The sequence below is a fragment of the Pontibacter vulgaris genome, from assembly GCF_022758145.1.
Taxonomy (GTDB): domain Bacteria; phylum Bacteroidota; class Bacteroidia; order Cytophagales; family Hymenobacteraceae; genus Pontibacter; species Pontibacter vulgaris.
Genome location: NZ_JAJVDH010000002.1, coordinates 624,885 through 651,629, shown reverse-complemented (window position 1 = coordinate 651,629; position 26,745 = coordinate 624,885). Strand labels below are relative to the sequence as shown.

At 46.0% G+C, this 26,745-nt stretch carries 22 protein-coding genes; 13 read left to right on the top strand and 9 right to left on the bottom strand.

The window, feature by feature from the left end:
* Positions 1-51: 51 nt before the first annotated feature.
* Positions 52-666, bottom strand: a complete 615-nt coding sequence (locus LWP20_RS04005; protein WP_242926816.1) for a T9SS type A sorting domain-containing protein — start codon at positions 664-666, stop codon at positions 52-54.
* Positions 667-1,214: 548 nt separating this feature from the next.
* Between LWP20_RS04005 and LWP20_RS04000 the strand changes: the two genes are divergently transcribed.
* The gene (locus LWP20_RS04000) at positions 1,215-2,708 is read left to right on the top strand and encodes a T9SS type A sorting domain-containing protein (RefSeq protein ID WP_242926815.1); all 1,494 of its coding nucleotides are present in this window, start codon (positions 1,215-1,217) and stop codon (positions 2,706-2,708) included.
* 87 nt (positions 2,709-2,795) lie between these two features.
* Here LWP20_RS04000 and LWP20_RS03995 read toward each other — a convergent pair whose 3' ends face one another.
* Positions 2,796-3,545, bottom strand: coding sequence for a biotin--[acetyl-CoA-carboxylase] ligase (locus tag LWP20_RS03995; RefSeq protein WP_242926814.1), 750 nt, complete (start codon positions 3,543-3,545; stop codon positions 2,796-2,798).
* A 49-nt stretch (positions 3,546-3,594) separates the two neighbouring features.
* Here LWP20_RS03995 and rsfS point away from each other — a divergent pair, with 49 nt between their 5' ends.
* From rsfS to LWP20_RS03970, 5 genes are all read left to right on the top strand, one after another.
* On the top strand, positions 3,595-3,969 hold the full coding sequence (rsfS, locus tag LWP20_RS03990) for a ribosome silencing factor (RefSeq protein WP_242926813.1): 375 nt from the start codon (positions 3,595-3,597) through the stop codon (positions 3,967-3,969).
* A 66-nt stretch (positions 3,970-4,035) separates the two neighbouring features.
* Positions 4,036-6,153 carry an ATP-dependent zinc metalloprotease FtsH gene (gene ftsH / locus LWP20_RS03985; RefSeq protein WP_242926812.1) on the top strand — a complete coding sequence of 706 codons (2,118 nt, stop codon included), beginning with the start codon at positions 4,036-4,038 and terminating at the stop codon, positions 6,151-6,153.
* Positions 6,154-6,161: 8 nt separating this feature from the next.
* Complete coding sequence (locus LWP20_RS03980) at positions 6,162-6,812, top strand: LutC/YkgG family protein (RefSeq protein ID WP_242926811.1); 651 nt, start codon at positions 6,162-6,164, stop codon at positions 6,810-6,812.
* Positions 6,796-7,566 carry a UDP-2,3-diacylglucosamine diphosphatase gene (locus LWP20_RS03975; RefSeq protein ID WP_242926810.1) on the top strand — a complete coding sequence of 257 codons (771 nt, stop codon included), beginning with the start codon at positions 6,796-6,798 and terminating at the stop codon, positions 7,564-7,566. Before LWP20_RS03980 ends, LWP20_RS03975 begins: the two co-directional genes overlap by 17 nt.
* Positions 7,556-8,395, top strand: a complete 840-nt coding sequence (locus LWP20_RS03970; protein WP_242926809.1) for a hypothetical protein — start codon at positions 7,556-7,558, stop codon at positions 8,393-8,395. The genes LWP20_RS03975 and LWP20_RS03970 overlap by 11 nt, the downstream gene beginning before the upstream one ends.
* Positions 8,396-8,398: 3 nt before the next feature.
* On the opposite strand, the gene LWP20_RS03965 is transcribed toward LWP20_RS03970, so the two are convergent.
* Together LWP20_RS03965 and LWP20_RS03960 are read right to left on the bottom strand one after the other, a co-directional pair.
* A complete protein-coding gene (locus tag LWP20_RS03965) occupies positions 8,399-8,731 on the bottom strand; it encodes a DMT family transporter (RefSeq protein ID WP_302467594.1) in 333 nt (110 codons plus the stop codon).
* A gap of 106 nt (positions 8,732-8,837) precedes the next feature.
* A complete protein-coding gene (locus LWP20_RS03960; RefSeq protein ID WP_242926808.1) occupies positions 8,838-9,710 on the bottom strand; it encodes a GNAT family N-acetyltransferase in 873 nt (290 codons plus the stop codon).
* A gap of 163 nt (positions 9,711-9,873) precedes the next feature.
* On the opposite strand from LWP20_RS03960, the gene LWP20_RS03955 reads away from it, so the two are divergent.
* On the top strand, positions 9,874-11,031 hold the full coding sequence (locus LWP20_RS03955) for a zinc-dependent alcohol dehydrogenase (RefSeq protein WP_242926807.1): 1,158 nt from the start codon (positions 9,874-9,876) through the stop codon (positions 11,029-11,031).
* A 48-nt stretch (positions 11,032-11,079) separates the two neighbouring features.
* Here LWP20_RS03955 and LWP20_RS03950 read toward each other — a convergent pair whose 3' ends face one another.
* Complete coding sequence (locus tag LWP20_RS03950; protein ID WP_242926806.1) at positions 11,080-12,501, bottom strand: lipopolysaccharide biosynthesis protein; 1,422 nt, start codon at positions 12,499-12,501, stop codon at positions 11,080-11,082.
* A gap of 344 nt (positions 12,502-12,845) precedes the next feature.
* Here LWP20_RS03950 and ricT point away from each other — a divergent pair, with 344 nt between their 5' ends.
* From ricT to LWP20_RS03935, 3 genes are all read left to right on the top strand, one after another.
* A complete protein-coding gene (gene ricT / locus LWP20_RS03945) occupies positions 12,846-14,252 on the top strand; it encodes a regulatory iron-sulfur-containing complex subunit RicT (RefSeq protein ID WP_242927100.1) in 1,407 nt (468 codons plus the stop codon).
* Positions 14,245-14,727, top strand: coding sequence for a gliding motility lipoprotein GldH (locus LWP20_RS03940; RefSeq protein WP_242926805.1), 483 nt, complete (start codon positions 14,245-14,247; stop codon positions 14,725-14,727). Before ricT ends, LWP20_RS03940 begins: the two co-directional genes overlap by 8 nt.
* Positions 14,728-14,940: 213 nt before the next feature.
* Positions 14,941-16,041, top strand: a complete 1,101-nt coding sequence (locus LWP20_RS03935; protein ID WP_242926804.1) for an endonuclease/exonuclease/phosphatase family protein — start codon at positions 14,941-14,943, stop codon at positions 16,039-16,041.
* A gap of 70 nt (positions 16,042-16,111) precedes the next feature.
* On the opposite strand, the gene LWP20_RS03930 is transcribed toward LWP20_RS03935, so the two are convergent.
* Positions 16,112-16,303, bottom strand: coding sequence for a cold-shock protein (locus tag LWP20_RS03930; RefSeq protein WP_242926803.1), 192 nt, complete (start codon positions 16,301-16,303; stop codon positions 16,112-16,114).
* Positions 16,304-16,785: 482 nt separating this feature from the next.
* Here LWP20_RS03930 and LWP20_RS03925 point away from each other — a divergent pair, with 482 nt between their 5' ends.
* Positions 16,786-18,585 (top strand): hypothetical protein, encoded by a 1,800-nt coding sequence (locus tag LWP20_RS03925; protein WP_242926802.1) that lies wholly within the window; start codon positions 16,786-16,788, stop codon positions 18,583-18,585.
* Positions 18,586-18,626: 41 nt separating this feature from the next.
* On the opposite strand, the gene LWP20_RS03920 is transcribed toward LWP20_RS03925, so the two are convergent.
* From LWP20_RS03920 to LWP20_RS03910, 3 genes are all read right to left on the bottom strand, one after another.
* On the bottom strand, positions 18,627-19,511 hold the full coding sequence (locus tag LWP20_RS03920) for an SDR family oxidoreductase (RefSeq protein WP_242926801.1): 885 nt from the start codon (positions 19,509-19,511) through the stop codon (positions 18,627-18,629).
* Between the two features lie 82 nt (positions 19,512-19,593).
* Positions 19,594-20,463, bottom strand: a complete 870-nt coding sequence (locus LWP20_RS03915; RefSeq protein WP_242926800.1) for a hypothetical protein — start codon at positions 20,461-20,463, stop codon at positions 19,594-19,596.
* 80 nt (positions 20,464-20,543) lie between these two features.
* Positions 20,544-24,503 (bottom strand): AAA domain-containing protein, encoded by a 3,960-nt coding sequence (locus LWP20_RS03910; RefSeq protein ID WP_242926799.1) that lies wholly within the window; start codon positions 24,501-24,503, stop codon positions 20,544-20,546.
* 326 nt (positions 24,504-24,829) lie between these two features.
* On the opposite strand from LWP20_RS03910, the gene LWP20_RS03905 reads away from it, so the two are divergent.
* Both LWP20_RS03905 and LWP20_RS03900 read left to right on the top strand, forming a co-directional pair.
* Positions 24,830-25,723, top strand: coding sequence for a hypothetical protein (locus tag LWP20_RS03905; RefSeq protein ID WP_242926798.1), 894 nt, complete (start codon positions 24,830-24,832; stop codon positions 25,721-25,723).
* Between the two features lie 67 nt (positions 25,724-25,790).
* On the top strand, positions 25,791-26,723 hold the full coding sequence (locus LWP20_RS03900) for a hypothetical protein (protein WP_242926797.1): 933 nt from the start codon (positions 25,791-25,793) through the stop codon (positions 26,721-26,723).
* Positions 26,724-26,745: the final 22 nt, after the last annotated feature.

The following is a 26,745-nucleotide window of genomic DNA, read 5'->3' as shown; positions in this document are numbered from 1 at the left end:
AAAAAGCCGGCCTTGGGAGGCCGGCTTCTGTAGGCTATATTTTAAAAGCTGTTATTTCTGAATAATAAGTCGCTTTGTTTCAATGGTCTTGTTGTTTACCAACAGGCTGTAAAAGTATACGCCAGCCGGCCAGCTTTCCATGTTTAGCACCAGGTCTGTATTGTCAGCTGCAGTAAGTTCCTGGGTATGTATAACCCTTCCGATGGTGTTTGACACACGGATCTTATAGTTATCATTGCCGGAATGGTTCAGCGAAAAACGGGTAATGCCGCGCGATGGGTTCGGATATGCATGTATAGATGGCAGTTCCTTAATATCGCGGCCAGGCGCAAATGCAGCTAATGTAATAGCGCTGTACATGCTTTTGCCAATACTGGCAGTTTCTACTGAATGGAATGACGGTGCTACAGCAGATTCATATATTTTTGAGCAATTGTGCTCATTATCGCTGATAATGAAAGCAGGACGCGCATTCTGAGCCGACAGCACCAGACTTTTCTGTTTTTCCGGCATCATTTTCCAGACAGTGGCACCGCCTTTGTTTACAGGGGATACTCCTGCATTTACCTTATGCCCTGCTACCTCGCTATGCGCATTTAACGCAAACCCCAAGAGCTGTGCACCTGTAAGAGCAACGGTTAAAACCAATTGAGTAAAAGTCTTCATTTTATAGTACCTCCTTTTCTAATCTATACCCTTATCAATCAAAGATAAGCGAAAACCTTAAAAGCGAAAATATATTTTTTAAAATATTTGTAAATGAGACACATAAGTCGTCTCAATGGTTGCCTGTGTATTTTGCTCCCCGAAATATAGTACAACAACTATGCCTATTCCTTTTCAGCAACCGGTTATACCGAAACAAATAAGTATAACCAGTCCTTCATAAAGCTTGCAATTTAACTTTCAGTCAACTGCTCCACCTCCAGTTATAGCACTATTTAACTACAACCCACCTGTCAGCCAAGCATCAAACCTCCTTGCAATAACAAGCATTAGTTATATTCTTAAAACTATCACAATATAACTAACCACATCAACTAACTTCTTAAAACTCTGCCAAAAGAAAGTAAATCAATTAAAATAGTATAAATATAGCAAGAATATAATTGCACTAAAAAACAAACATATTAATAATGTGCAACTGCTGTTATTCAATACCGTTAATCAAATTTACATACAAAATTGGATTACACTTAATGATAGAACTTTACATGAAACGCATCATATTTTTACTCACTATACTTGCCAGTTTTTGCGCCGGGGCAAAGGCGCAGGACAGCGCAAGCGGTTGCACACAGGAGGTGGGCTGCTTTAGATTTCAGATGATCGGGGCAGAAGTTACCAATACAAATAACATAATGCTTACTTATACTTTACAGGTAAACTGCAATACCAGGCTTGAATATGTAGCTTTTGAACTGCCCGAAGGCAAAACTGCAGCATCTCCTGCTGACATTTATGCCAGAGACCCAAAGTATATAGTAACAAATGGCAGAACCGGCAACTCGAGCAAACTGAACACGGCTTTTAATGCCATTCAGTTTGAAGCAAAAAACAAGATCGAGCTGAAAGCCGGCGCTGTAGATACTTTCCGTTATTACCTAGCTTTAGAAGATTATGCAGCCTTGCAAACAGTACGCGTGCAAGCCAAAGAAGCAAACAATACAAATGCCAGCACAGCAACTTTTAACATGGCCGAGTGCGGCCTGCCAACTACTATACCTGCCCCTTTATGCATCATCGATCAGGGTGAAATTGTTTACGGCTTTGCGGGGGCAACAACCAACACTGATGGCACTACCACACTGCGCTTTGGCATTCAGAACAAAACAGCTGCTAATGTAACAGCCGTAACTTTTGAAATACCGGAAGCACCTCAGCCGGTTTCGGTACCCGGCAATGGCAATATTTACAAAGCAAGGTATAATTATAAAGTAACCCTGGATGAAGAAAGCGGCCTTTTAACTTATGATGCCCAAAATGCCACTAACTTCTCGAACGGAAACGGTGATGTATTTACTTTTAGCATACCAACCGAGCTTTACAACAGAAATTCATACTTCCAGATCAGCGTCACTACAAGTGATAACCTTTACAACACAGGCTTTAACACCATCACCTGCGACGACCAGCCTATTGTACCTCTACCGGTAGAACTTGTATCGTTTAAGGGCAAAGTAACCGAAAGTGGCATCGAGCTTAACTGGTCTACGGCCTCTGAAAAAGACAACGACAGGTTTGAGATTGAAAAGAGCAGCAATGGCAAAAACTTCAATACAATAGGCCAGGTAAACGGCGCAGGCAATTCAACTACTGCAAAACGCTACAACTTTACAGATACAAAAGCAGATGCAGGCACTAACTATTACCGCTTAAAGCAGATTGACACAAATGGCACATCGGAATACAGCAAAATTATAGCAGTAGATAACAAGGCAACTTTAGCCGAAGATGGCAACCTGATGCTTTACCCTAACCCTGCTACCGGTAATATTGTTACGGTAGCCTTAGGCAACGCCAACACCACAGGAACTATACTTAGAATAATGGACCGCAACGGGCGCGAGGTTCACCGCGAAACTATAGTGGCAGGCACACGCCAGACCGACCTTTTGCTACAAAGCCTTCACATCAAAAAAGGTATGTACATGATTTCTATCCAGCAGGGCGATAAAATTGAGTCGAAGAAGCTGATTGTACAATAACTTATATTCAACTTTAAGCAAAAGCGGGAGCCAGTTCTGGCTCCCGCTTTTGCTTAATCTATATCTTAAAGTACAAATTCAGAGATCTCAGATAACGTAGGCTATCTCTTTAAAAGCAAAGTAACGCAATTCATTTTCTATTTCTACCGCAAGCCGGCCGTCCTCGTTTATGCCAACTATACTCCCTTCCACGCGTTTGCCGTTTACTTCAAAAGTATGGCGCTCCTGGTAGCGGTAAAGAGCCTGCAGATATTCGTAACGCAGTTTTTCTGTTTTACCATTTCGTAGCTCGAGGTAGCGTTTTTCAAGCAATTCAAGCAAACGGGCAATGAGTTTATTCAGGTCCAGGTCGTAACCCAGTAACATAGCAAGCGAAGTAGCCGTAGCATGGCCAAAATGAAGTTGATTAATGTTTAAACCAATCCCGACAATACTGTGTTGTAAAGAATAGCTATTTATTGTGTTTTCTATTAAAATCCCACCAAGTTTCTTATCTTCAAGGTAGAGATCGTTGGGCCACTTAATCAGGGCTTCTGTTGCGCCTTGCTCATGCAACAAATCAAGCACGGCCAGCGAAACAGCCATGTTCAGATAAAACTGGTGCCTGACAGCAACAAACGTAGGTGACAGAATAACAGAAAGAGTAATGTTTTTTCCAGGCGCAGCCTCCCATACATTACCCCGTTGTCCACGCCCTTTGGTTTGTTCGTCTGTTATAACAGTGCAACCTTCTGTGGCTTCATTTTTGAGAAGAAGCTGTTGGGCCTCTGAATTAGTGGATTCGCAAACCGGCAGAAAATACAGCTGCTGGCCCATAAACAGCGTATTAGGCAGCATAGATTAAGCAAAATTTAATACTTTTGTAATTCAAATTTAAACATCGCAAATGAAAAATACCAAGGTTGAGGTTAATTCAGACATATTGGCAGAACTTGTAGTTAAAGGAATGCAGGAAAAGAAGGCTACCGATATTGTCGTTATTAATCTTAAATCGTTAAAGAATGCCGTTTCTGATTATTTCGTAATAGCATCTGCCAACTCCGATACACAACTTGATGCTATCGCCAACTCTATCGAAGAAGAAGTTTTTAAAGCAATTCGCCAGAATCCGTGGCAAAGCGAAGGCCGTACCAACAGAGAATGGGTACTGCTGGACTATGTAGACGTAGTAGCACACATTTTCCTAAAAGATAAACGAGAGTTTTATGCACTGGAAGAGCTTTGGGGTGATGCCAGTATAAATCATGTAGAAACTGTTTAACTAAAACTTTCTGCCGAACAAAAACCGGCGGAACAGTGTTTCTAATTCATCTGAAATTTAATATTCATGGCAGAAAATAATAATAAAGGGAACAGAAAGAAAAAGCCAATCATCCCGAACACTCCTCCGCGGCCAACTTTACAGCTGTGGATGCTGGCGGTGCTGATTCTGCTTATTTTCGGATTAACCTATTTAAACAAGAGTAACGCCTCTGTTGAGACCACGCAGCAGAACTTCGAAGAGATGCTTCTGAGCAACGATGTGAAGAAACTCACCATCGTGAACGACAAAATCGTGGAGGTTTACCTGAAAGAAGAAGCGCTGCAGAACGAAAAGTATAAAAATGAGGTATCTGACCGCGGTGCACTTTCACTTGACCAGGGGCCACATTATCACTTCCAGATCATATCTGCCGAGTCTTTTAAGGAAGATTTGGAGAAGATGCAGGAAAACGTGCCAAAGGAGCAACGCATTGGCTATAGCCTGGACACTCGTACCGGCTTTGCTGATTTCTTCCTGCAGTGGGGCTTCCTGATTTTACTACTATTTGGTTTCTGGTTCCTGATGCGCCGCGTTACAGCAGGCGGTGCAGGTGGCCAGATCTTCAACATCGGTAAATCTAAAGCTGCACTGTTTGATGCGGAAAACAAGGTAAAGATCACGTTTAAGGATGTGGCCGGCCTGGAGGAAGCAAAAGAAGAAGTACAGGAGATTGTAGAGTTCCTGAAGAACCCTTCTAAATTCACTATACTTGGTGGTAAAATACCGAAAGGTGCCTTGCTGGTAGGCCCTCCGGGTACCGGTAAAACCTTATTGGCGAAAGCTGTTGCCGGCGAAGCCGATGTGCCTTTCTTCTCGCTTTCAGGCTCTGACTTTGTGGAGATGTTTGTGGGTGTGGGTGCTGCCCGTGTTCGCGACCTCTTTAAGCAGGCTAAAGCCAAAGCGCCTTGTATCATCTTTATTGATGAGATCGATGCCATTGGCCGCCACCGTAGCCGTGGCCAGGTGCCAGGAGGTAACGACGAGCGTGAGAACACATTGAACTCGCTGCTGGTAGAAATGGACGGTTTCGCAACTGACTCAGGTGTAATTATACTTGCAGCCACTAACCGCCCCGATACCCTTGACTCTGCTCTACTTCGCCCGGGCCGTTTCGACCGCCAGGTAAGTATAGATAAGCCAGACATTAACGGCCGTACCGAAATTTTTGAAGTACACTTAAAGCCACTTACGCTCGCCCCTGATGTGGATGCCCGTAAACTGGCTGCCCAGACTCCAGGTTTTGCCGGTGCCGAAATAGCCAACGTTTGTAACGAGGCCGCTCTGATTGCAGCACGACGTAACAAAAAGGCAGTAGAACTACAGGATTTCAACGATGCCGTTGACCGCGTAATCGGTGGTTTGGAAAAGAAGAACAAGATTATCTCTCCGCAGGAGAAAAAAATTGTTGCTTACCACGAAGCTGGCCACGCCATTGCAGGCTGGTTCCTGGAGCATACCGACCCATTGGTAAAAGTAAGTATAGTTCCGCGTGGTGTAGCTGCGTTAGGTTATGCACAATATTTACCAAAAGAGCAGTTCCTTTATACTACAGAGCAGCTTGTTGATGAAATGTGCATGGCACTGGGTGGACGTGCTGCTGAGGATATCGTATTCGGTAAGATCTCAACCGGTGCTTTAAGCGACCTGGAGCGTATCACTAAAATGGCTTACAGCATTGTAACCATGTATGGTATGAACTCTAAAATCGGTAACGTATCGTTCTACGACTCGAAGCAATCTGATATGGCGTTTAACAAACCATACTCAGAGGCAACCGCCGAAACCATAGACAATGAAGTACGCAGCATTATTGAAGCAGCCTACGAGCGCACAAAACAATTACTGATGGATAAGCGCCACGAACTGGAACTGGTTGCACAGGAGCTGTTACAGAAAGAGATCCTGTTCCAGAACGATCTGGAGCGCATTGTTGGCAAGCGTCCGTTTGAAGGTTTAACCACCTACCAGGCACACACTGCCGGCACCGACCGTAGCAAAACTAAAAGCGAAGTTGAGCAGGAGCATCCTATGGAAATGGATCGTGAAGGGCAGCAGGAAGAGCAGCCTGTAAATGGCGCACCTGTTAACAACAATGCACCTGCTACAAACCAGGATGATTCTTTAAACACTAGAAGAGCTTAGTAATACGCATGTACGAAGCAAAATCGAAAGAAATTGTATTAAGAAGAGTAAGAGAGGCGCTGGCTAAGTCAGCGCCTTTTCTGCCTCCTACTCCTGACTTCACATCGCCGCTCCATGCCAGTCCTTCAGAGGATATGTCGGTGGAGTTTGCGCAGAAGTTCATCGCTAACGCCGGCCTGTTTTTCTACTGCGAATCAGAAGAAGATTTTTTTGACCAGCTATTCGTATTCAAGCAGGAACAGAACATACAGCACCTTTTTGTATGGGAGTCTAACCTGCAGCACATACTTTACCAGGCAGGCATAGAGTTTATAGCCAACGATGATACGTTTGTGCAGGATGCTGAAGCTGGCCTTACAACCTGCGAGGCACTGATAACCCGCACCGGTAGTTTATTGGTAAGCTCAGCAAATGCCGGCGGACGCAGGTTAGGTATTTACCCGGCCACACACATTGTGGTGGCAAAAGCCAGCCAACTGGTACCTGATATCAAGGACGGCCTGCAAATTGTGCGCGATAAGTATAAAGAGAATTTCCCATCCATGGTTTCGCTGGTAAGCGGGCCAAGCCGCACCGCCGACATCGAAAAGACATTGGTAATGGGCGCACACGGCCCTAAACAGCTAGCTCTTTTTTTAATTGATGACCTTCCGCATTAACGAACTGGAGCCGGGTAAGAAAGTATACTTTGCCTCTGATTTCCATTTAGGAGTACCAACCGCCGAACATAGCCTGGCCCGCGAACGCAAAATTGTAAAGTGGCTGGATACAGTGAAGCACGATGCAGCGGCTATACTTTTGCTGGGCGATATTTTCGATTTCTGGTTTGAGTACAAGCATGCCATCCCGAAAGGGTTTATCAGGCTACAGGGCAAACTGGCTGAACTGACCGATGCCGGCATACCTGTTTTGTTCTTCACGGGCAACCATGATATGTGGATGTTTGACTACTTCCCGACTGAGCTGAACATTCCTATACTGCGCGAGCCCATTTCTACCAGTTTTGGGGGTAAAACCTTTTACATTGGCCATGGCGATGGCCTGGGCCCCGGCGACCATACTTATAAACTACTCAAGCGCGTGTTTAACAACAAGGCCTGCCAATGGGCCTTTGCCCGTATCCACCCGAACTTAGGTATAGGCATAGCCAACATGTGGTCGCGCAGAAGCCGCATCAGTAACATCAAAAAAGATGAGCAGTTTTTAGGCGATAACGAGTGGTTATTACATTACTGCAAAGAAGTGGAAGCCAGCCAGCACCACGACTACTATGTTTTTGGGCACCGCCACCTGCCGCTCGATATACCTATTAATAACAGCAGCCGCTATGTTAATTTAGGCGAATGGGTCAATTTTTGCTCGTATGCCGTGTATGATGGCGAATCGTTAAAACTAGACTACTTTGAAGCTTAATCTATACTTTATACTTGTGTTGCTCCAGGCGTTAATACTGCCAGGGCGAGTTTCCGCTCAGGGAGCTGCAGCAGCACAGGATTCTTTAAAGTATAGCTATAGCACAAGTATAAGCTCACCGTCAACTGTTTCTGCAGACCGTAATGGCCATGTATACTTCCTGGATGCGAAAAGAAACCTGGTTAAGGTAGATTCATCAGGTCGGGCAGCTCTTACCTACTCCCCTGCCAAAGGTGGCCGCATTACAAGCATTGATGCCTGGAACCCGATGAAAGTGCTGCTTTTTTATGAAGACAGGCAGGAAATTGTATTGCTCGATAGGTTTTTGCGTCCCATTACGTCCACTGACTTTTCGGACTACCAGGAGCTCTCAGGAAGTATAAAAGCAGCCGCACTTACCTCCGACGATGGCTTCTGGCTATTCAACGAGTCAAATTACACGCTAAGCAAATTAGACACCCGCCTGCGCAGAACTGTAACAGAAACATCATTAAACCTGATATTGGATAAAGCCCGATTTGATATACGCCTGCTGCGTGAGTACCAGAATACAGTATACCTGCTGGATTATAACACCGGCATTTTTGTGTTCGATAACTTAGGTAACTATAAAAAAACAATTCCAGTTACAGGCATTTCCCAGATAGGCTTTCAGGGAAATGAGTTATACTTTGTAAAAGACGGTAAATTGAATTTCTTGGATATTTACACGCAAAAGCAACACAGTATAGCACTTCCTTCTACAGCAAAGTATACTTCAGCAATCGTCAGCAGTAACCGCGTTTACCTGTTTACACCGCAACAAATGCAGGTTTATACCTGGCAATAGTTGTTACTTAGCTTCTCCTGAAAAAACCTTAAGCCCAACCACCCCACCTATGATCATCAGGATACAAAGGATGCGGATAAGATCTCGGGGTTCGTTCAGGAACACAATGCCAAGTATAGCTGTTCCGGCTGCACCAATACCCGTCCAGATGCCGTAAGCAGTACCTAGTGGCAGCGTTTTCATAGCCTGCGACAGCAGCACAAAGCTCAGAATCATGACGATAACGGTAACTATACTTACCCCTATTTTTGTAAAACCTTCGCTATACTTTAACCCAAAGGCCCATCCAATTTCACAGATGCCGGCCAATATCAGGTAAACCCACGCCATATTCATAGTTATCAATTGTTAAGCTGGCAAATTACGAAATAAGGCACTGGCATAAAGTATAAACTTAAAACCATATCCCGATTTATACTTTAAAAGCTTGTAGAAGCATACTTTAACCAATTGGCAGCACCATCTCATACTGCATTAATATCCTTCTCAGGCCACGGTTCTCCAGATATTTTATAAACTCTTCGCCGGCGGTATCAATATTGATTAGCATAAGGGCAGGTGTAGCTGCTAGTCTTGCTACCTCGCGAAGCAGAGCAGTGCCAATACCTTTACCCCGTGCATTCATACTTACAGCCAGCTGGGCAATAGCCCCGTTATGCGGGTAAAAAACAACATAGCCAGTTACCTGATTAAATTCATCATAAGCTTCCAGTATAATTTTGGGATCTGTACTTCTGGTTATGGCCTCCGGGGTATTTTGCCAGGTTGGTGTAATATCCCAGAAGCTTTTATAAAGTGGCCAATTGGGCTGTGTTGCCTGGCGTATGTTTATACTTTTAGCGGCAGGTATGTGAAGTATAAGTTCTTCCTTAAAGCTCCGGAAACAATCCAGGGTGCGGGTAATTTTAAATCCGAGGCTTTGGTATACTTTCAGCGCCGGAACGTTTTGTTTTATTACCTCCAGTAAACATTGCTTAACACCAGCCTTTTGCATGGCAGGCAACATAAACTCATAAAGCCGCCTGGTAAGCGCATGCCCACGGTGCTGCGGCACCACACCTGTTCCGGCATTGTAAGCCGTATACTTGCCCTGCCATTCCCCAAGTCCGGTAAGTATAAATCCAGCCAGATTTTCTTTATAAAAAGCTCCCCCACAAAGCTCAGTTTGCACGCCTTCGCGTTTCAGTTTTGCCTTAAACTGGGCTTCATTTAATTGTATAGGTACCAGGTAATCGGCAAAAGCATCCAGGAAAGTTTGATGAAGTATGGGAAGATCCTGTGCCGTTAAAAGCTTAAAATCATAGTTAGAACTCATGCGCCTGCTCTGTTTATACCTTGCTTATATTTCTTGATGCTACTGTAAATCCGGTTAGACTATCCGCCTGAAGCTAACAACCACTTTAACCTCCCATCGTTAAACCTAATCTATTGTCTTTGCAAAAAGGCGTAGTTATTAAACATTTAACGACAACACAACTATGAAAGCAGTAGTATTCCACAACCCGAAAGATGTTCGGGTAGACACCGTTGATGATCCACGGATTGAAGATGCCCGCGATGTTATACTTAAAGTAACTTCTACGGCCATCTGCGGTTCAGACCTTCATATTTACAATGGCATGTTTCCGCAACCCCGCAACATGGTGTTGGGCCACGAGTTTATGGGTATAGTAGAAGAAGTGGGCCAAGGTATAAAAAATCTTAAAAAAGGCGACCGCGTGGTGGTGCCATTCCCGATTTCCTGCGGCACGTGCCACTTCTGTAACATGCAGTTGCCAACGCATTGCGAAAATTCCAACCCCGACAACTATGGCCCCGAAGGTGCACTGTTAACTGGTAAAGGCGCTGCCCTTTTTGGTTATACAGATCTTTACGGCGGGTATAACGGTGGCCAGGCAGAGTATGTGCGCGTACCTTATGCCGATTTTGGCCCACGCAAAATATCAGATAATTTCACCGATGAGCAGGTACTCTTCCTGACAGACATTTTCCCGACAGGCTGGGCTGCCATAGACTGGGCCGAGCTGAAAGGCGGCGAAACAGTGGTAGTATGGGGCTGTGGCCCTGTTGGTATAATGGCCATGAAATCTGCCTGGCTACGCGGTGCCAAGCGTGTAATTGGTGTTGACATACAGCCTTACCGTTTAGAAATGGCCCGCAAAAGCGCTAACGCTGAAACTATAAATGCCTCCGAAGTTGATGCCGTAGAAGTGATACGCGACATGACAGGCGGTTACGGGGCTGATGTGTGCGTAGATGCCGTAGGTATGGAAGCCGACCGCACCATACTCGAAAAAGCCATGAACGTAGTGCAGATGGAAAAAGGAAGTATGAAGGTATTAGAAAAATGCTTTGATTCTGTGCGCCGTGCCGGAACTGTAACCGTGGTAGGTGTGTATGGTACGCCTTACAATAACTTCCCGCTGCACCAGTGGTTCGATAAAGGCATTAAGCTGATGGGCGGCCAGGCCTGGGTGCAACGCTACATCGATCAGTTAATTTCGTTGGTACAGGATGGTAAAGTCGTGCTCGATGATATCATCACACACAATGTGCCACTCAGCGAAGCTGCTAATATGTATGATATCTTCAATAAAAAGCAGGATAACTGTGTGAAGGTAGTATTGAAGCCATAAAACGGAAGTATAAATTTAAAAAGGGAGCCTAAACAGCTCCCTTTTATTTTAAAACCCGTTGATCTTATTTCTGTTAAAGTATGCTAAAAGCCCAAACGCTATACTTACGCCACCGGTCAGCCATACTTTACTTATCATAACCATATCCGCCAAATTATAGACCACAAGCAAAGCTGCTACTGTTATACTTAACCAGACCAGCGGGTATAACTTCACCAGCGCAGCCTGTTTGTACTCTTTCAGCAGAAATCCGGCATAGCCCATATACATTAGCGCTGCAAAAGTTGTAAAGGCTGCCGCCTGAAAGCCAAATACCGGCACAAGTATAAAGTTAAGCAATACATTGCCCACACCAGCCACCGCCGATATCCTCCATAGTTTGTTCGTGTTTTCGCGGTATACTAACAGGTTCATTACAGCCAGGTACATCGGCCTGAAGTTATAACCCATTAAAATGATTATGGCCAGCGTATAAGCTTGTTGCAGGTCTTTGTTTTTGATGAGCAAACTGAATATTTCTTTCATCCAGAGGCTGCCTATGGTTGTAGCCACCAGAAAGAGAATTTGTAAGGCAAAGGTCATGCGCCGGGCCTGCATGGCTCCTTGCTCCCCGGCTTCCTGCTTATAAAACTGCAGGTAAAACGGAGAAGCGGCCTGCACAATGGCGCTGCTGGCAATCATAAAGTATGTCCCGAAAGAAGATGCCACATTATACAAACCAATGCGTGCGAGTGGCACACGTAATACATCCAGCACTAACCTGTCAGAGGTATCCATCAAAAAGAAAGACATGTTGTGCGGCACAACTGGCAACGCAATTTTTAAGGCTGATCTTACCCGGTACCATTTAAAATTAAAGATGGGCCATAAGCCCTGCCGGAAGTATAAACTATAGCAATTGACCACAAATCCGAACAGCTGCCCGAAAAAATTCGCATAGAACCAGCCCATATACCCCATCCGGAGGTAAGCTATAGTATAAACATTTAACGCCACTGTTACCGCTCCAACCACAAAAGCACGTACTGCCAGCGGCAACGGCCTCTGCGACAGCTGGTAGTAAAGGCTGGTCTGCATCTCGGTACTTACAAAAAGCATGGCAGGCAAACTATAAAGCAGCGCAATCCATAACCTGTGCTCATGTGCTTCCGGCGGTACAACCAGGTATAAAACGGTAATCATGAGCAGGCCATACCCCAGCGAGAAAAGCGATATAAACCCATTTAGCTGCCGCCAGACCCAGCTATACTTATCAGGGTGCCGGGCATAGGTATTGGTAAGCACCACCGAAAGGCCCAGCGATTGCAGCATCAGCAATGCCGAGGCATACGCTGTAACCACACCTGCTACACCATAATCGGTGGTGGTAAGGTAGCGCGTAATTACAGGCAGCACCAACACGCCTGCCAATCGGGGCAGCTGTGCTGATAACCCATAAATAGCAGCATGTGACAGCAGTTTCCGGAGCATGGCTTAAAATTATACTTTAATTTCCATCACTGCTTTAAAAAACAGCAGCCACCCATATAATCTGACGTGGATTTTACAGAGTATAGCACCCAATACAGCATATTGATGTTATCACGCGTATCGCATTTAGCGTAGTCTGAAGCAAAAGCACAAAAAATTAGTATATTTGTTAATTGTCAAGTTAAGAAAACAAGAATAGCATAGCTATATAAGGAGATAAAACTGTGGGATGTAATTCATGTTCTAGTGGCGGATGCGGCACCAGCGTTGGTGGCTGCAAAAGCAACGGCGGCTGCAGCACGGGAGGCTGTAACCGTTTAAACGTGTTCGACTGGCTCAGCGATATGGAGCTGCCTACCTCCTTTGAGGAGTTTGATATAATAGAAGTGCGCTTTAAAGGCGGCCGTAAAGATTTCTTTCGTAATATAAACAGGATAGACCTTACCACCGGCGATGCCGTGGTAGTTGATGTACCAAATGGCCACCATATTGGCTTTGTATCTCTGAAAGGAGAGCTGGTACGCCTGCAAATGCTGAAGAAAAAGGTAGATAACAACGAAGAAATCCGTACGATATACCGCATCGCCAACGAGCGCGATATGGAGAAATTTAACGAGGTACGCGACCTGGAAAGCGGCACAATGTACCGTAGCCGCGAAATCGTACAGGGCCTGGGCCTGAAGATGAAACTATCGGATGTAGAGTACCAGGCTGATAAATCCAAAGCTACTTTCTTTTATTCTGCCGATGACCGCGTAGACTTCCGTGATCTGATCAAGAAGCTGGCCGAAGAGTTTAAAGTGCGTATTGAGATGCGCCAGATAAGCCTGCGCCACGAAGCCGGCCGTTTAGGTGGCATTGGCTCATGCGGACGCGAACTTTGCTGCTCTACCTGGCTCACCGATTTCAAGAGTGTATCTACAACGGCAGCACGTTACCAGAACCTTTCGTTAAACCCAAGCAAGCTTTCAGGGCAATGCGGCCGCTTAAAATGCTGCCTCAACTATGAGCTGGAAACTTACATGGAGGCACTAAAGGATATACCTACCGTAAACCGCCCGCTACAAACCCAGCAAGGCGACGCCATGTTGCAGAAAACCGACATCTTTAAGAAGATGATGTGGTTTGGCTACAAAGGCGATAACAACTGGTACCCCGTTCCGGTAGAGCGCGTGCAGGAAATTCAGGCGCTCAATGCCAAAGGCGTTGTAGTAGAAACCCTGACACTGGAAGTAAAAGAAGAGTCTAAGCAGAATGAGTTTGTAGCACAGGTAGAAGGTAACCTGGAACGCCTGGACGATAAATTCAAGAATAAGAAAAAGAAGAAAAAGAAAAACAAGCCACGTCCTGAAGGTAGCGCTCCTCAGCAACAACCTGCGGGTAATGCTCCTGCTAAAGCAGCAGCAACTAACGATGCTGAAACAAGACCTGCAAACCAGGAGCAAAGACCTAACAGGCCAAAAGCGCCATTTAAGAACAACAATAACAGGCGCCGTGATGGCCGCGATAACCGTGAGTTTAAAGAAAACCGCGAGCCTCGTGAACAGCGACCGGAGCGTGAACCACGTGCAGAACGCGAGCCAAGACAGCCACGTGAAAGCGCACCAAACAGGCCGCCAAGACCTGAACAACAGGCAGGCACCGGACAGCAGGCTTCGCCAACTGGCGAGCAACAGCCAAAAAAGCAGAAGCCGCGCAAACCATTTAGAGGTAAAAAGCCAGACCAGCAAAAGCCACGCACCGATGCATAAACTTATAATTATGGTAGCAATGGCTATGCTGTTGCTAACTGCCTGCGACCCAAACCGGGTGTATGAGCAGAACACTGATTTTGAGAAAGGCAGCTGGACTGTGGATAATGCTCCTGTATTTGAATTTAAGATAGAAGATACCACGCAGCATTATAATGTATACTTTAATGTGCGCTACGCCCTGTCTTATGAATATTATAATTTATACCTGAAACACCAGTTGCTAGGGCCTGATGGCAAACCTTTATCATCGCAGCTACATGAATTGTTGTTGATGGATCCTAAAACAGGCAAGCCACTGGGCAAAGGCTCCAGCGATTTATATGATCTGCAGGCACTGGCGCTAAAGGATATTACTTTTAAGCAGAAAGGCACCTATAAGCTGGTTCTTACACAATACATGCGCCGCGATCCGCTTCCGGGCATTCTGGCTGTAGGAGTACGTGTTGCAAAAAAGACAGCCGATAAGAAGTAAATAAAGTATAAAGTACAATCATGAACACGCCCTTTCGGTATATTACCGGAAGGGCGTGTTGCTTTATGGCAAATGCTATTTTCTCCTCTTTTAATAATATCACCTCAATACCCAACCTCACGTACAACTACTTGCACCATAATTTATATAGCGCCAGGCTATATTTGTTTTATTACAAATACCTGCTGTTTTACCAACCACTGCTTCGCCAACATGAAGACTGCCCTACAGATAACCGGATATATTTTAACCCTGCTCTCTTTTTTACCACTGATTAAAACACCATTGTGGTGGATCCGCATTTTTGATTTCCCGAGGTTGCACGTGGCCTTGCTGCTAACACTTACCTTAGCCGCTTTTGGGCTACTGTATGGCTTTCATAGTACACCTGAGATTATAATGGCTGTTATCTGGGTGGTGGCAATTGTAAACGAGGTGCGATACATTTATAACTTTACGCCGATTGCAAAACCGGAAGCGTTACGCAACACACAACTAAAGCCCCTGAACAGTTTTTCCCTGATGATCGCAAATGTTCGCATGGCAAATAAAAAGCATAAGAAATTTTTGCGCTTAGTCTTGTCCCAAGACCCCGACATACTGGTAGTCAACGAACCTAACGAAGCCTGGCATAAAAGCCTGAGTCCTGAACTTGATCAGATATATCCTTACTCCATCAAAAAGCCGTTGGAGAACACCTATGGCATGATGATGTACAGCAAATTTAAGCTATTAACCAGCGAAGTACGATTCTTAGTAGAAGACGGCATTCCTTCTTTTTACTCTACTATAGAGCTGCCAAGTGGTGCAGTGTTCGATTTTTTTACGGTACACCCCCAGCCGCCGCGCCTGCTTAAAAATACCGAAACCCGCGAAGCCGAACTCCTTATAGTTGCTAAACAGGCAAAGAAAACACCAAACCCTTGTATTGTGGCTGGCGATCTGAACGATGTGGCTTGGTCTAATACAACGCAGCTATTCAAGAACATCAGTGGCCTCCTAGACCCGCGCGTAGGCAGAGGATTTTACAATACTTACAATGCCTTTATACCTCTATTCCGTTACCCCCTGGACCATGTTTTTTACGATCCGGCCTTCCGATTAATTAATATGAAGCGCCTGCCCAAATTTGGCTCCGACCACTTCCCTATTCTAATCAGCCTGAGCTACGAACCGCACAAGCAAGAAGCGCAGGACCAACCTGTGGCCACACACGAAGACCATAAAGAAGCAAACGAACTTATAGAGGAAGGGCTTGAAAAAGGTGAGGAGAAAAACGAAGAAAAAAAGGAAAACAGCAGCGTGGAGAAATAAAAAACCCGCTCAACTCGTGAGCGGGTTAAAACAGATGAATGTGTGCCGGGAGGCACTATATGTTTCTAACTTAGATTTTCTCTACGTTGATTGCATTCAATCCTTTTTTGCCTTCTTTCAGCTCGAAAGAAACACGGTCGTTCTCACGGATCTCGTGTACTAATCCAGTCTGGTGAACGAAGATGTCTTGGTTTGTATCGTCAGCGATGATGAAGCCAAAGCCTTTAGATACGTTGTAGAATTTTACTTTACCTGTTTGCATGATAATGAATTTATAATAATGTGACAAAGGTAATAATTACTTTGGAATTACAACCCATCGGACTAAAATATTCATAAACCGTTAGTTAGCAAGCGCTTCTAAGTATAAACACTCACAATTCCCTGCTCTAAAATTGTTTCTTTTTAATCCACTCCGAGCAATTAATACCATAATTCGGATTATTAGATTAATACTATATTTTAATTTTATAAAATTGTAAACATAACACTTTTTCAGGAACCAATCTTCATACTTCTTATTGACAGACTGCGATATAGCAATAACCCTCTCCCCCGTGGTTCGTATAGCTAAAACGTTCTGTTACACCTAAAATCACATATAATCACTAAATCAAAAGGTATAACAGCAACCATACTTACCCATAGAGTTTTGGCAAACAGACAGTAGCAAAAGTATAGCGCTACGGGGTAAGTCAGAAAGAGTACTATTAATTAAACTATAAAACTAAGGAGATCAGAACTATGAAAGAAAATGAGAAAAACCAGGGGTTTGGCCAGTCCTCCAGTACATCCGGTGGATCGTCGAGTAGCAATTTATCATCATCCGGTTCATCCAACCAGAATACTTCTGGGTTATCATCAGGCTCAACAGGGTCTTCAGGTATGTCAGGTTCGATGGGCTCAACAGGCTCAACTTCAGGGTTAGGTAAAGCAGGCGGATCTACTTCTTCCGGCCTTACCTCTTCTTCATCTAAAAGCAGCAAAAGCTCTGCTTCAGGCTTAGACTCCAAGTCATCTACAACTAAAGCTAAAGCAAGCTCCAGCAAAGAAGGTAAAACTTCTGATACTAAAACTTCTAAATCATCAGGTAAAAAAACAAGCTCTACTGCGGCTAAAAGCGGACAGAGCGCCGATATGGGTAGCTATGGCTCTATGAGCGCACATGAAGGAAGCAGCCAGCAGCAAGGTGGCTGGGGTTCCTCTCAGCAAGAGCAGGGCTATGGTTCTCAGCAAGGTTATGGCTCGCAGGGTGGTTATGGTTACGGATCGCAGCATGGCAACTATGGTGGCCAGAGCGGTTATGGTTACCAGGGCGATTATGGCTCTTCGCAGCAAGGCGGTGGCATGCAGCGTGGTTATGGCGATAGCAGCGGTTACAGCCAGAGCGGCCAACAAGGTGGCTATGGTGGCGGCATGAGCGGCCAGGGCGGTTATGGTTCTTCTTCGCAGCAAGGCGGTTATGGCTCACAGGGCCGCTCTGAGTGGGGTTCGCAAGGTGGCTACAACTATGGCAACCAGGGCGGCATGGAAGGTAACCGCGCCAGATACCAGGATCAGGATTACGGAACCTCAAGAAGTGGTATGCAAGGTGGCTATCAAGACCGTGAAGGCGATGAGCAGGGAAGCAACGTTTATGGCGGCTCTTCCGGCAGATTTGGCAGAGAAGGCAGTTCATCGCAAGGTGGTTACGGAAGCTACGAAAGTGGCAGAAGCGGCCAGTTCGGCGGTGGCGGCTATAGCGGCTCACGCGGTTCGCAGGAAGGATACGGCTCTTCCCAGCAAGGTGGATATGGTAGCCAGGGTGGCTATGGTTCTTCTTCACAGCAAGGCGGTTATGGCTCTCAGGGCCGAAGCTCCGGTACATCAGGTTATGGGTCTTCACAGGGTGGTTATGGCCAGGGTAGCTACGGTTCTTCTTCCCAGAGAGGCGACTATGGCTCCATGGGCTACGGATCATCCAGAGGCATGAGCGAATACGATAGGGATGACTATGGTTCATCAAGAGGTTATGGCTCACAGCGAGAAATGCAGGGTGGCTATGGCAGCCAGGGTGGTTATGGCTCTCGTGGCGGATCTTATAACGATGAATACCGTTCATCCAGAAGCGAAAGAGGTGGCCAGGGCGGCTATGGTTCATCGCAAGGTGGCTATGGTGGCGGCATGAGCGGCCAAGGTGGCTACGGTTCTTCTTCACAGCAAGGCGGTTATGGTTCACAGGGCCGCTCTGAGTGGGGTTCATCAAGAGGTATGGGCAGCGGTTATGGTTCGCAGAGTGGCCAGTATGGCCAGGGCGGCTACCGTGAAGGTGGTTACGAAAGTGGCCGCGGCAGCGATGAAAGCCGTTATGGTTCTATGGGCAGCCACACTTCTTTTTACAGCGATAATCAGGGCTCAACCTCACGCGAGAATTACCCTGGCGGAATGGGCAGACAAGGCTCCTCACAAAGAGGTGGCTCTTCGTCAGGCCGACACGATCAGGATAGCGGTTACCAGACACACCGCAGCGATCGTTACCGCAACCCGGACAGAGACCAAGATTAAGTTTAGCTAAAAAAACCCTCCTGTTTTTCAGGAGGGTTTTTTTATAGTTTAGATTCTACAAAACAATGATTATAATCCTGAACGAAATGCAGGAAACTACGTGCCGGCCGGCCAACAACCCTTTGTACAGTATCAGTAACGTGGCAACCGTAGCCGGATTTGTAAACACCGTATAGTTCCAGCATAGCGTTTGCCATCCATTCAGGCATACTTTGCGACAACATACTTTGCAGGGCAGTATGTTCGGGCACATCTACATACTGAATGTCTGTTTTTAATACCTGGCTAAAAATGTCTGCTATCTCGGTATGTGATAGCGCTTCGGGGCCGCTTATCTCGTAGGCTTGCCCCTCATGGCCGTTTCCTATCAGGGCCTCCACTCCTACAGCCGCCACATCGCGCACATCTACATAACTAACTTTACCATCACCTACAGGCATATAAAACTTTCCTTCCTGCTTTATACTTTCAGCACAGTAGTTTACAAAATTCTGCATAAAAGATGTAGGCCGCAGATGTGTGTAAGAGATGCCGCTTTGTTCGATATCGCGTTCTATCTCGCGGTGCCAGCGACCCAGTTGTATGCCCGGCTCAGCATCAGCGCCACTTGCAGAAAGGCGAACAATATGTTGTACATCCGCCCGCTTGGCTTCATCTACAAGTATTCTGGCCTGCTCTACCTGATCATAGGCAAAAGGTGTGATCATAAAAACCTTGTCTGCATGCGTAAAGGCTGCGTGCAGCGATTCAGGATTTTCGAATTCCATCTCCACCACTTCCACATCAGGCAATCTTCTCAGGTTCTCGCCTTTAATAAGAGAGTGCACGCCAGCTCTTACCCTGATATCATCCAGCATGGAAAGCTGTTTGACAACCTCCCGCCCAACGGTGCCCGTGGCCCCCGTTACAAGTATTGTTTTATGCATAGTTTTATTAAATTAAATCTATACCACTACTTACGGAAAGCACTTGTTTTAAGGCTATGGCTCTTTATACTTTGGCCTGCTATTAATGCGGCTTGTTTTTATACTTGAGTGATACCTTGTAAAGTTTACCTTTCTCGTTGCCTACAAGTATACTTTGCGGCGATAAAAAAAGCACGGCTTCTGCCTGGCCTGTACGCCCCAGCGGCAGACAGTAGCGCTTCTTACTAAGGGATATACCCTGTTCATTATCCTGATTAAAGAAGTATAACCTGCCATAACCCAGCAAGGCAAACTGGCTGGCATCCGGCAGGGCATCGGCAGCAGTTAATGGCGATTTTACCTGTAATTCCTGTTGTGGTGCTAACGTATAATTGCCGGCAGTGGCAGGCAGTTTATAAAGCCTGGTTATACTTTTAAGCGCGCGGCTTTTAGTAAAAAGGTAAAGCGTATCCTGGTGATAAAAAAAGGCTTCCAGGTCGTAGTGCCGCTGCTGAGGAGTTGGCGGGAAAGCAGTCTGGTCGGCGAAGCGAAACTTTATGGTATCGGTAACGGCCATTGTACTTTGCTGCACTTTATAAACCCGCAGATCCTGTCGTGTATTCAGGTTGTTGCCAAAATCACCAATGTATAGGTTGCCCTTATCGTCTTGGGCCAGGTCTTCCCAATCTTTGTTTTTTATACTTAACGATGCCTTTTGCAGCAGCTTTCCATTTTCCGATACCAGGTATAGCTCACTTGGCGAGCCGCCATCCGGGTGGGTCCAGATAGCGCTGTCAGGGCCATGTGCAAAACCGGAGCTTTCAAGTATACCAGCTTCTAACCTGCCAATCTTCCGCACTTTTACTTTATAGTCTTTCCGGAGCCGCACAAAATTGCTGTTACGGCGGTCGGCCCCACAGCCGCAAAGTGTAGCCTGCAAGTATACATAAAGTGTAAAAAGTTTAATTAGCATAGGGTAAGGTTCGCGTAATGGATTTTATACTTCTCCTGAAAATTTAATGTGAGCGTCCAAAGTATAGATGAAAGTATAAATTAACTGTTTAGTGCTGCCTCCATAGTTTTTAGCTTTTGAAATACTCCCTCCCTGTCTTCCCAATATTGCCGGCTGTATACTTTCAGGTATGGCCAATGCCGCTTTTGCAACAGCTGCGGTACGTCGGCATGAGAGTGGCGCACCGAAGGTTGGCTGAAGTATAAATCATCATCGGTAAGTATAACTCCGCTATACTGTTGCTGTTGTTTCCAGGCCAGATCAGCAAAGGGCAGTTCCTGTTGCAAGCCAGAAAAGTTAGTTTGCAGCCGCTCTTTTAATAACCAGTCTGGCGCCGGAGCAGTTGAAGCAACCGGATTGTATATAAAGCCGCCATTGCTAACAGCCTGAGCATATTGCAGGTAAGCTTTCAGAAGTTTCGGGCCCTGGTGCAGTGTATTTTCGACTTGCAGTTGCGCAGCTTCGATGCTGCTTACTACTATTATCTTCTTTTTTGCCCGGGTAACGGCCACGTTCAGTCGGTTTTCGCCGCCGGCTTGGTTCAGGCTACCAAATTGCATGGCCAGCTTTCCTTTTTCATCGGGCGCGTACCCCACAGAAAGTATGATCACTTCCTTTTCATCGCCCTGCATATTTTCGATGTTCTTTACCAGCAGGCTGGGCGGCAGGTTTATACTTTGCGACTGTGCGGCATCTTCCAACAGGTCCATTACCAACATTTGCTGGTTATAGTTGAAAGTAATTACGCCTATATCCGGCTGGCCTTGCTGCAGCATGTCCAGCACTAGTTTTACCACAACTTCTGCCTCTGGCTTATTTGTATTTTGCTGCCACAAGCCCTGCACCTTTACAAAACGAATGGCCGGGTGGCCCGCATTTATCTCTCTTCTGTCCGGAATCAGCTCCAGTTTATTGCGGTAAAAATGCTGGTTAGAAAACCCGATAAGCTCCGGGTAACGGCTGCGGTAATGCTGCGAAAGCATCGTTTGCGGCAAGTATAAACCACACAATTGCAACAACGATTCAGCAGTTAATTCTTCTGCTTCTTCCCCTTCCGGGTTCCAGCGTGCGCGGTACAGGTCAGATGGTTTCAGCTGCTGTTCGTCGCCGGCCACCACTATTTGTTTGCCACGAAGTATAGCTGGTATGCCCGACTCAGCATAACACTGCGATGCTTCATCAAATATAACCAGGTCAAAGCATTGCGCCAGCGGCAGCACTGCCGATACCGTATCAGGCGAGGCCAGCCAGCATGGCACCAGATCCAGTATCTCTTCTGAAAACAAGGTAAAAAGCTTTCGGATGGGATAAAGGCTACGTTTCTTAATCACCTGCGCATGTAACCTGCGGTACGTTACAGCATTGCCCAAGCGGTTATATTCGATGTTTGTATAAGTCTGTTCGCGCAGTTTTGATAACACGATTTCCTGGCTCAAACGATTTTTTTCCTCCAGTAGCCGTTGCAGTTCCTGCTCCAGGCTTTCCATGTCGCCACTGGATGGCATCCGAAGCTCGGGGTGTTGCTGCTCCAGTTCATACAGCCAGGCCAGTTGCACACTATTCAGGAAAAGCGCTTCCAGATCTACTTTCTCAGGATTTATACTTTGCGCCAATAAAAGCTGCGCCATTTCCTGTTCTGCTTTTGTAAAAGTTGCCAGCAAGGTATCGTGTGCAACCAGCGGTTCGAAGTTTTGCTGCAGCGCCTGCAAAAGTTTTGAAGTGTGCTCGGGTTGGTTTAGCAGCTGACGAATCTGAATGTCGGGTAACCATTGCAGCCATTGGCTATAGTCTTTCTGGAGTTGTGTTATACTTTGGCCGAGCTGTTGCAAACGCGCCGTTAAGCCTGGCTGAAGTATAAGTTTCTGGGAAAACACCTTTGCCTTTTGTAGCTGCTGCAATAATTTCTGCCCCTGTATTGCCTGTTCCACATAGTTCAGTTGCTGCAGTATGGTTTCAGGCGAATCGGTTACAGTTAAGGTGCTGTTTATACTTTGGTTCAGGCTTTGCAAAAGTGACTCGGCTTGCTCGCGCAGCTGTAATCGTGCCTGTAGTTTAGTTACTGCCTCTTCCGTCAGTTCCCAACCATACAGTGCAAGGGCATTTTTCAACGCCTTCTTTTCCGGGGCGATCAAGTGCCAGTTTATACTTTTAAGCCATTGCCCGCGCTGCTGTTCATATACTTTAATAGCCTGCTGTACCTGGCCTGTTTTACCGGCAGGAAGTACTGCATCGGGTAAGGTGGTAGCTGTGTATACTTTTCTGAGCTGAATTATCTGCTGTTCCAGCGCTTTGGCATCTGTTGTTTTCTGGGAAAGCACCAACACGTTCTGTAATACCTCTGGCTGGGCCAGTAACTTTTGCAGGTCGGTTATAGTTGGCAACGAGGCTATACTTTGAGGTAAATCTTCCGGTTTAAAAGAAAAGCCGCTCAGCTCGGTTATACTTTGCGCAACCTGGTTATACTTCCTGTTCAGCTCTTTTATAGTTTGTTCCAGTTCCTGGCGTTGCGGCCAGCCCCAGCCTTGCATACTTCGCCGTTCTTTTAGCGCAAAGTCGGGCGCTTCCAACACATCAGCACGCTGCAAATACTGGCGTAAGCGTGGCATAAAGTCAGTTATAGTTTCGGCGGTAAATTGCCTGAAATTATTGCCCAATGGCAGGTAAGACTGCGACAGGCTGCTTTGCAAGTATAACTCCTTTGCCGACCAGCCGCACCGGCTCGTATCGAATAACGCGTGTTTAAATGCCTCCAGCTTTTGCGTGCATCGGTTTATACTTCGGCATACCTCCAGAAAAGTACGGTCGGTGTAAATGCTGTTGAGGGCCAGGTTTTGCTTCCGGTATTCCTCTACCTGGTCTATCTGCAGTTGTAGCTGCGCGTAAATGCTTTTCCGGTCGGCATGGATATCGTGCACCAGAGCAGCAAAATTACCGAAGCCTTTTGCAGACAACCGCTGGTGCACCACATCCAGGGCAGCACGTTTCTGGCTTACCACTAAAACCTTTTTGCCACGCGCAGTAAAATCAGAAACCAGGTTACAGATAAGCTGCGATTTACCTGTGCCTGGCGGGCCCTGCACAACCAACGACCTGCCTTGTTTTACCTGCTGCAGTGCAGCTTCCTGCGAGGCATCTATATCAAAAGCGGTAAAGGTATTTTGCGCCTGTGTAGTGCTGTTTATACTTTCGGAAGGCACTGCCGGAAATAAATCTTCCATCTGGTGCAGGCCATCGCGCAGCAGCAACTCATCGTAATCTGCCAGCAAGTAGGATGCAGCCTGCGGGTAAATGCCAAGTACGGCTTCCTGCTCCAGGTGCAGCTGCCCAGGTCTCAGGTTTTCTTCATAATCTGCTTTTTTATACTCCCGGAAATGCTTCAGGCGGTCGGTAAAAAAATCACGCCCAACATGTACAGCCAACTGGTTTTCTTTCAGCAGCTCATACAACTTTGTGCGAAACTCCAACGGATGGTGCGGCAGCGTGCGTAGGTCCAGTTCCAGCAATGCTTCTGCTACCGGTACATTATTATAATGGGCATAAGCCAGCAGAAAGCTTTGGTTAAGGTGCGGGGGTTGCGAGGAGTCCTGCACCAGCTCCCACTCGCGGGCGGCGTTTAGCTGCAGCGCCACCGGGAAAAAAAGCAAAGGACAACGCACGGCGGTTCCGTCAGAGAATTTGCCGTGCACAAATGGCCAGCCAATGTATAATTCCCGGCTGCCGCGCTCCTCAAAAATCATTTCCTCTTTCCTCTTAATATTGCGCAGTCGGCGGCTAACAGGCTCTACCGGTGCAAAGCGGCTATCGGCAAAAGGGCTTATAATGATTCTTTTTTTACCGGCCAGCAGGTGCTGTATTACACTAAAAGCAGGTGAGTTTATAAGAAAATCGAACTCCTGCACATCCACATGCATTTCAGCGGAAAGGCGCAATTGTACCAATGCCCTGTTGCCGGGGCCAAGGTTCAAAAGTCTTCGCCGGTAGTTTTTGAGGATGTTTTTCATGTAAGGTAATCGGCTAACGCTAAACTCTTAACGATAGTCTGTAACTAAAAAGGCAAGTTAGTTTTAATTGTGGTGAGTTGGAAGTATAACGCAACAGCATACTACAACGGCAATTGCTATACTATAAGAGAGTATAAAGCTGAACGTTAGTTTTTGCAAAGTCTTAACAAGTACCGGCTTGCAGGTATATCAAATAGCTTTAGAGTAGAGAAAATCAGGATCCGAAAAAAAATTTGAAAAAAAATCAAAAAAAATATGTTCTTCATGTTCTCTTCATCTTGACATTATAGTTTTGACACATAAACTATAAAAAGACAATACGAACAATGAAAAAATTATCCCTTGTAGCTATCGCTGTACTAAGTGCAGCCACTACGTTCGCTCAGACAAACACAACTAAAGTAAATACAGGCGTACAGACTTCTACAGAAGTTTCGGCCAACGACCACGGAAAAAGTGTAAGCACTGCTGCACAATCTTCTACTACTGCCGCTGTTGATGGCAAAGGCACTGTGGTAAGCGAGACCGCCATTAAAGGTGATGCAAAAGCTAAAGCCGATAAGCCGGAGCCAAAAACAAAGCCTGAGAAAGAAAATAAGAGAAAAGAGAAAGCTAAAAAAGAAAAAGCTGCTAAAAAGGAACAGGCTGCTAAAGAGATCGACAACCACGGCCAGACTGTAGCTGAAGTAGCTAAAAGCACTGAAGTAACAGGTAAAGCAAAAGGCCAGCTTGTAAAAGAAACAGCTAACAAGAACATTGCGCTGGCAACAGAAACTACTACAGAAGCAGCCGTAAATGTAAAAACTGATGCCGCTGCAACTACAGAAACTGCTATCCAGACAGGTGCTAAAACTGCTCAGAATACAAAAGACAAAACTGGCAAAGCTGCCAAAGAAGTTAAGACCAAAGCTGAAACACACGGCGATGCTGTAGTTGAAGTAGCTCAGGGTACAGAAGCAAGCGGTAGTGCCAAAGGCCAGGAAGTAAAAGAAGTAGCAACTGCAAAACGCCAGGAAAAACCAGTAAAAGTAGATGGTAAGGTAACTACTAAAACTGCTGCAAGAGTTAATGGTGCTGTAGGCGTCGGACGCCCTGTAGGTGGAGCTGGCCGCCCGGTAAAAGTAGTTACTGGTGCTGCTTCTAACGCAACCCGCCCTGTTAAAGTAGGTGTAGGAAGTGCTGTAAAAGTTGGCTCAGCCATTAAAGTAGGCAAGCAATAAGCAACAAAAATCTGCTAACCAAAGTCGCCTCTGCCCCCAGCAGAAGCGGCTTATTTTCCCGTTAAAAATGAAACAGCTAACCAGTTTAAAGATACTGCTTGCGTTGATGCTACTAACGCCGGTTCTTGCCCATGCTTCGGAAACAGCTATGCCCGACACAGTTGCTGCAGCTGATTCTGTAAGTAAAAAAGGTTGGTGGACCCTGGGCCTTGAAACCGCCAATAATTCTTCATTTTATGGGCGCAATACCCCAACCCGTTACCCGTATGCGGCAGCTACTGCTACCTATACACACCGCTCCGGCCTGTGGGCTTCGGCAACCACTTACCAGCTTTTTAATACAGAAGATTATATTGATGAAACCGACTTATCGGTAGGTTATAGTTTCAGTATCAGCAAACGCGCAGCTGCTAACTTAGGCTACTCCCGGTTTTTCTTCAGCAAAAATACCCCGCTTGTAAAGGCTGTTACTTCCAATGCCGTTACTGCCTATACTACCCTGGACTGGAAATACCTGCTTACAGGCCTGAAAACAAGCTATGTATTTGGCGGCAGCAACGACCTCTTTGTAGTGCTGGAAAACTCACGCTATATTCCACTAAACCCGATCTGGAAAGGAAAACGCATCGTTGGCCTCGATCCGAAGATCAGTATTACGTTAGGTACCCAGGAGTTTTCAGTAACGCACACCGAGCAACAAAAGAAGGTAATTAATAACCCATCTACCGGCGGTGGGGGCGGCATACTTGACCCGCTTATACCTGGCAAAGGAAATAATAATAATGGCGGTACCACAACCACCACAACAACTAAAACAACCACCACTACGGAGCATAAATTCAAAGTACTGAACTATGATTTCCAGGTGCCTTTGGTTATATACCTGGGTAGTTTCGAAGTAGAGCCGTCCTGGCGTTATTCTATACCAGTAAACCTGCTGGAAGGCGACGAGTCTAAGGCACAGTCATTTTATACGCTTAATGTAAGCTATACCTTTTAACTTTGTAAACCGAAGTATAACC

What these genes read in the sequence shown, in the direction of transcription:
- LWP20_RS04005 (WP_242926816.1), bottom strand. Translation starts at nt 666, where the DNA reads ATGAAGACTTTTACTCAATTGGTTTTAACCGTTGCTCTTACAGGTGCA.
- LWP20_RS04000 (WP_242926815.1), top strand. Translation starts at nt 1,215, where the DNA reads ATGAAACGCATCATATTTTTACTCACTATACTTGCCAGTTTTTGCGCC.
- LWP20_RS03995 (WP_242926814.1), bottom strand. Translation starts at nt 3,545, where the DNA reads ATGCTGCCTAATACGCTGTTTATGGGCCAGCAGCTGTATTTTCTGCCG.
- rsfS (WP_242926813.1), top strand. Translation starts at nt 3,595, where the DNA reads ATGAAAAATACCAAGGTTGAGGTTAATTCAGACATATTGGCAGAACTT.
- ftsH (WP_242926812.1), top strand. Translation starts at nt 4,036, where the DNA reads ATGGCAGAAAATAATAATAAAGGGAACAGAAAGAAAAAGCCAATCATC.
- LWP20_RS03980 (WP_242926811.1), top strand. Translation starts at nt 6,162, where the DNA reads ATGTACGAAGCAAAATCGAAAGAAATTGTATTAAGAAGAGTAAGAGAG.
- LWP20_RS03975 (WP_242926810.1), top strand. Translation starts at nt 6,796, where the DNA reads ATGACCTTCCGCATTAACGAACTGGAGCCGGGTAAGAAAGTATACTTT.
- LWP20_RS03965 (WP_302467594.1), bottom strand. Translation starts at nt 8,731, where the DNA reads ATGAATATGGCGTGGGTTTACCTGATATTGGCCGGCATCTGTGAAATT.
- LWP20_RS03960 (WP_242926808.1), bottom strand. Translation starts at nt 9,710, where the DNA reads ATGAGTTCTAACTATGATTTTAAGCTTTTAACGGCACAGGATCTTCCC.
- LWP20_RS03955 (WP_242926807.1), top strand. Translation starts at nt 9,874, where the DNA reads ATGAAAGCAGTAGTATTCCACAACCCGAAAGATGTTCGGGTAGACACC.
- LWP20_RS03950 (WP_242926806.1), bottom strand. Translation starts at nt 12,501, where the DNA reads ATGCTCCGGAAACTGCTGTCACATGCTGCTATTTATGGGTTATCAGCA.
- ricT (WP_242927100.1), top strand. Translation starts at nt 12,846, where the DNA reads ATGGAGCTGCCTACCTCCTTTGAGGAGTTTGATATAATAGAAGTGCGC.
- LWP20_RS03940 (WP_242926805.1), top strand. Translation starts at nt 14,245, where the DNA reads ATGCATAAACTTATAATTATGGTAGCAATGGCTATGCTGTTGCTAACT.
- LWP20_RS03935 (WP_242926804.1), top strand. Translation starts at nt 14,941, where the DNA reads ATGAAGACTGCCCTACAGATAACCGGATATATTTTAACCCTGCTCTCT.
- LWP20_RS03930 (WP_242926803.1), bottom strand. Translation starts at nt 16,303, where the DNA reads ATGCAAACAGGTAAAGTAAAATTCTACAACGTATCTAAAGGCTTTGGC.
- LWP20_RS03925 (WP_242926802.1), top strand. Translation starts at nt 16,786, where the DNA reads ATGAAAGAAAATGAGAAAAACCAGGGGTTTGGCCAGTCCTCCAGTACA.
- LWP20_RS03920 (WP_242926801.1), bottom strand. Translation starts at nt 19,511, where the DNA reads ATGCATAAAACAATACTTGTAACGGGGGCCACGGGCACCGTTGGGCGG.
- LWP20_RS03915 (WP_242926800.1), bottom strand. Translation starts at nt 20,463, where the DNA reads ATGCTAATTAAACTTTTTACACTTTATGTATACTTGCAGGCTACACTT.
- LWP20_RS03910 (WP_242926799.1), bottom strand. Translation starts at nt 24,503, where the DNA reads ATGAAAAACATCCTCAAAAACTACCGGCGAAGACTTTTGAACCTTGGC.
- LWP20_RS03905 (WP_242926798.1), top strand. Translation starts at nt 24,830, where the DNA reads ATGAAAAAATTATCCCTTGTAGCTATCGCTGTACTAAGTGCAGCCACT.
- LWP20_RS03900 (WP_242926797.1), top strand. Translation starts at nt 25,791, where the DNA reads ATGAAACAGCTAACCAGTTTAAAGATACTGCTTGCGTTGATGCTACTA.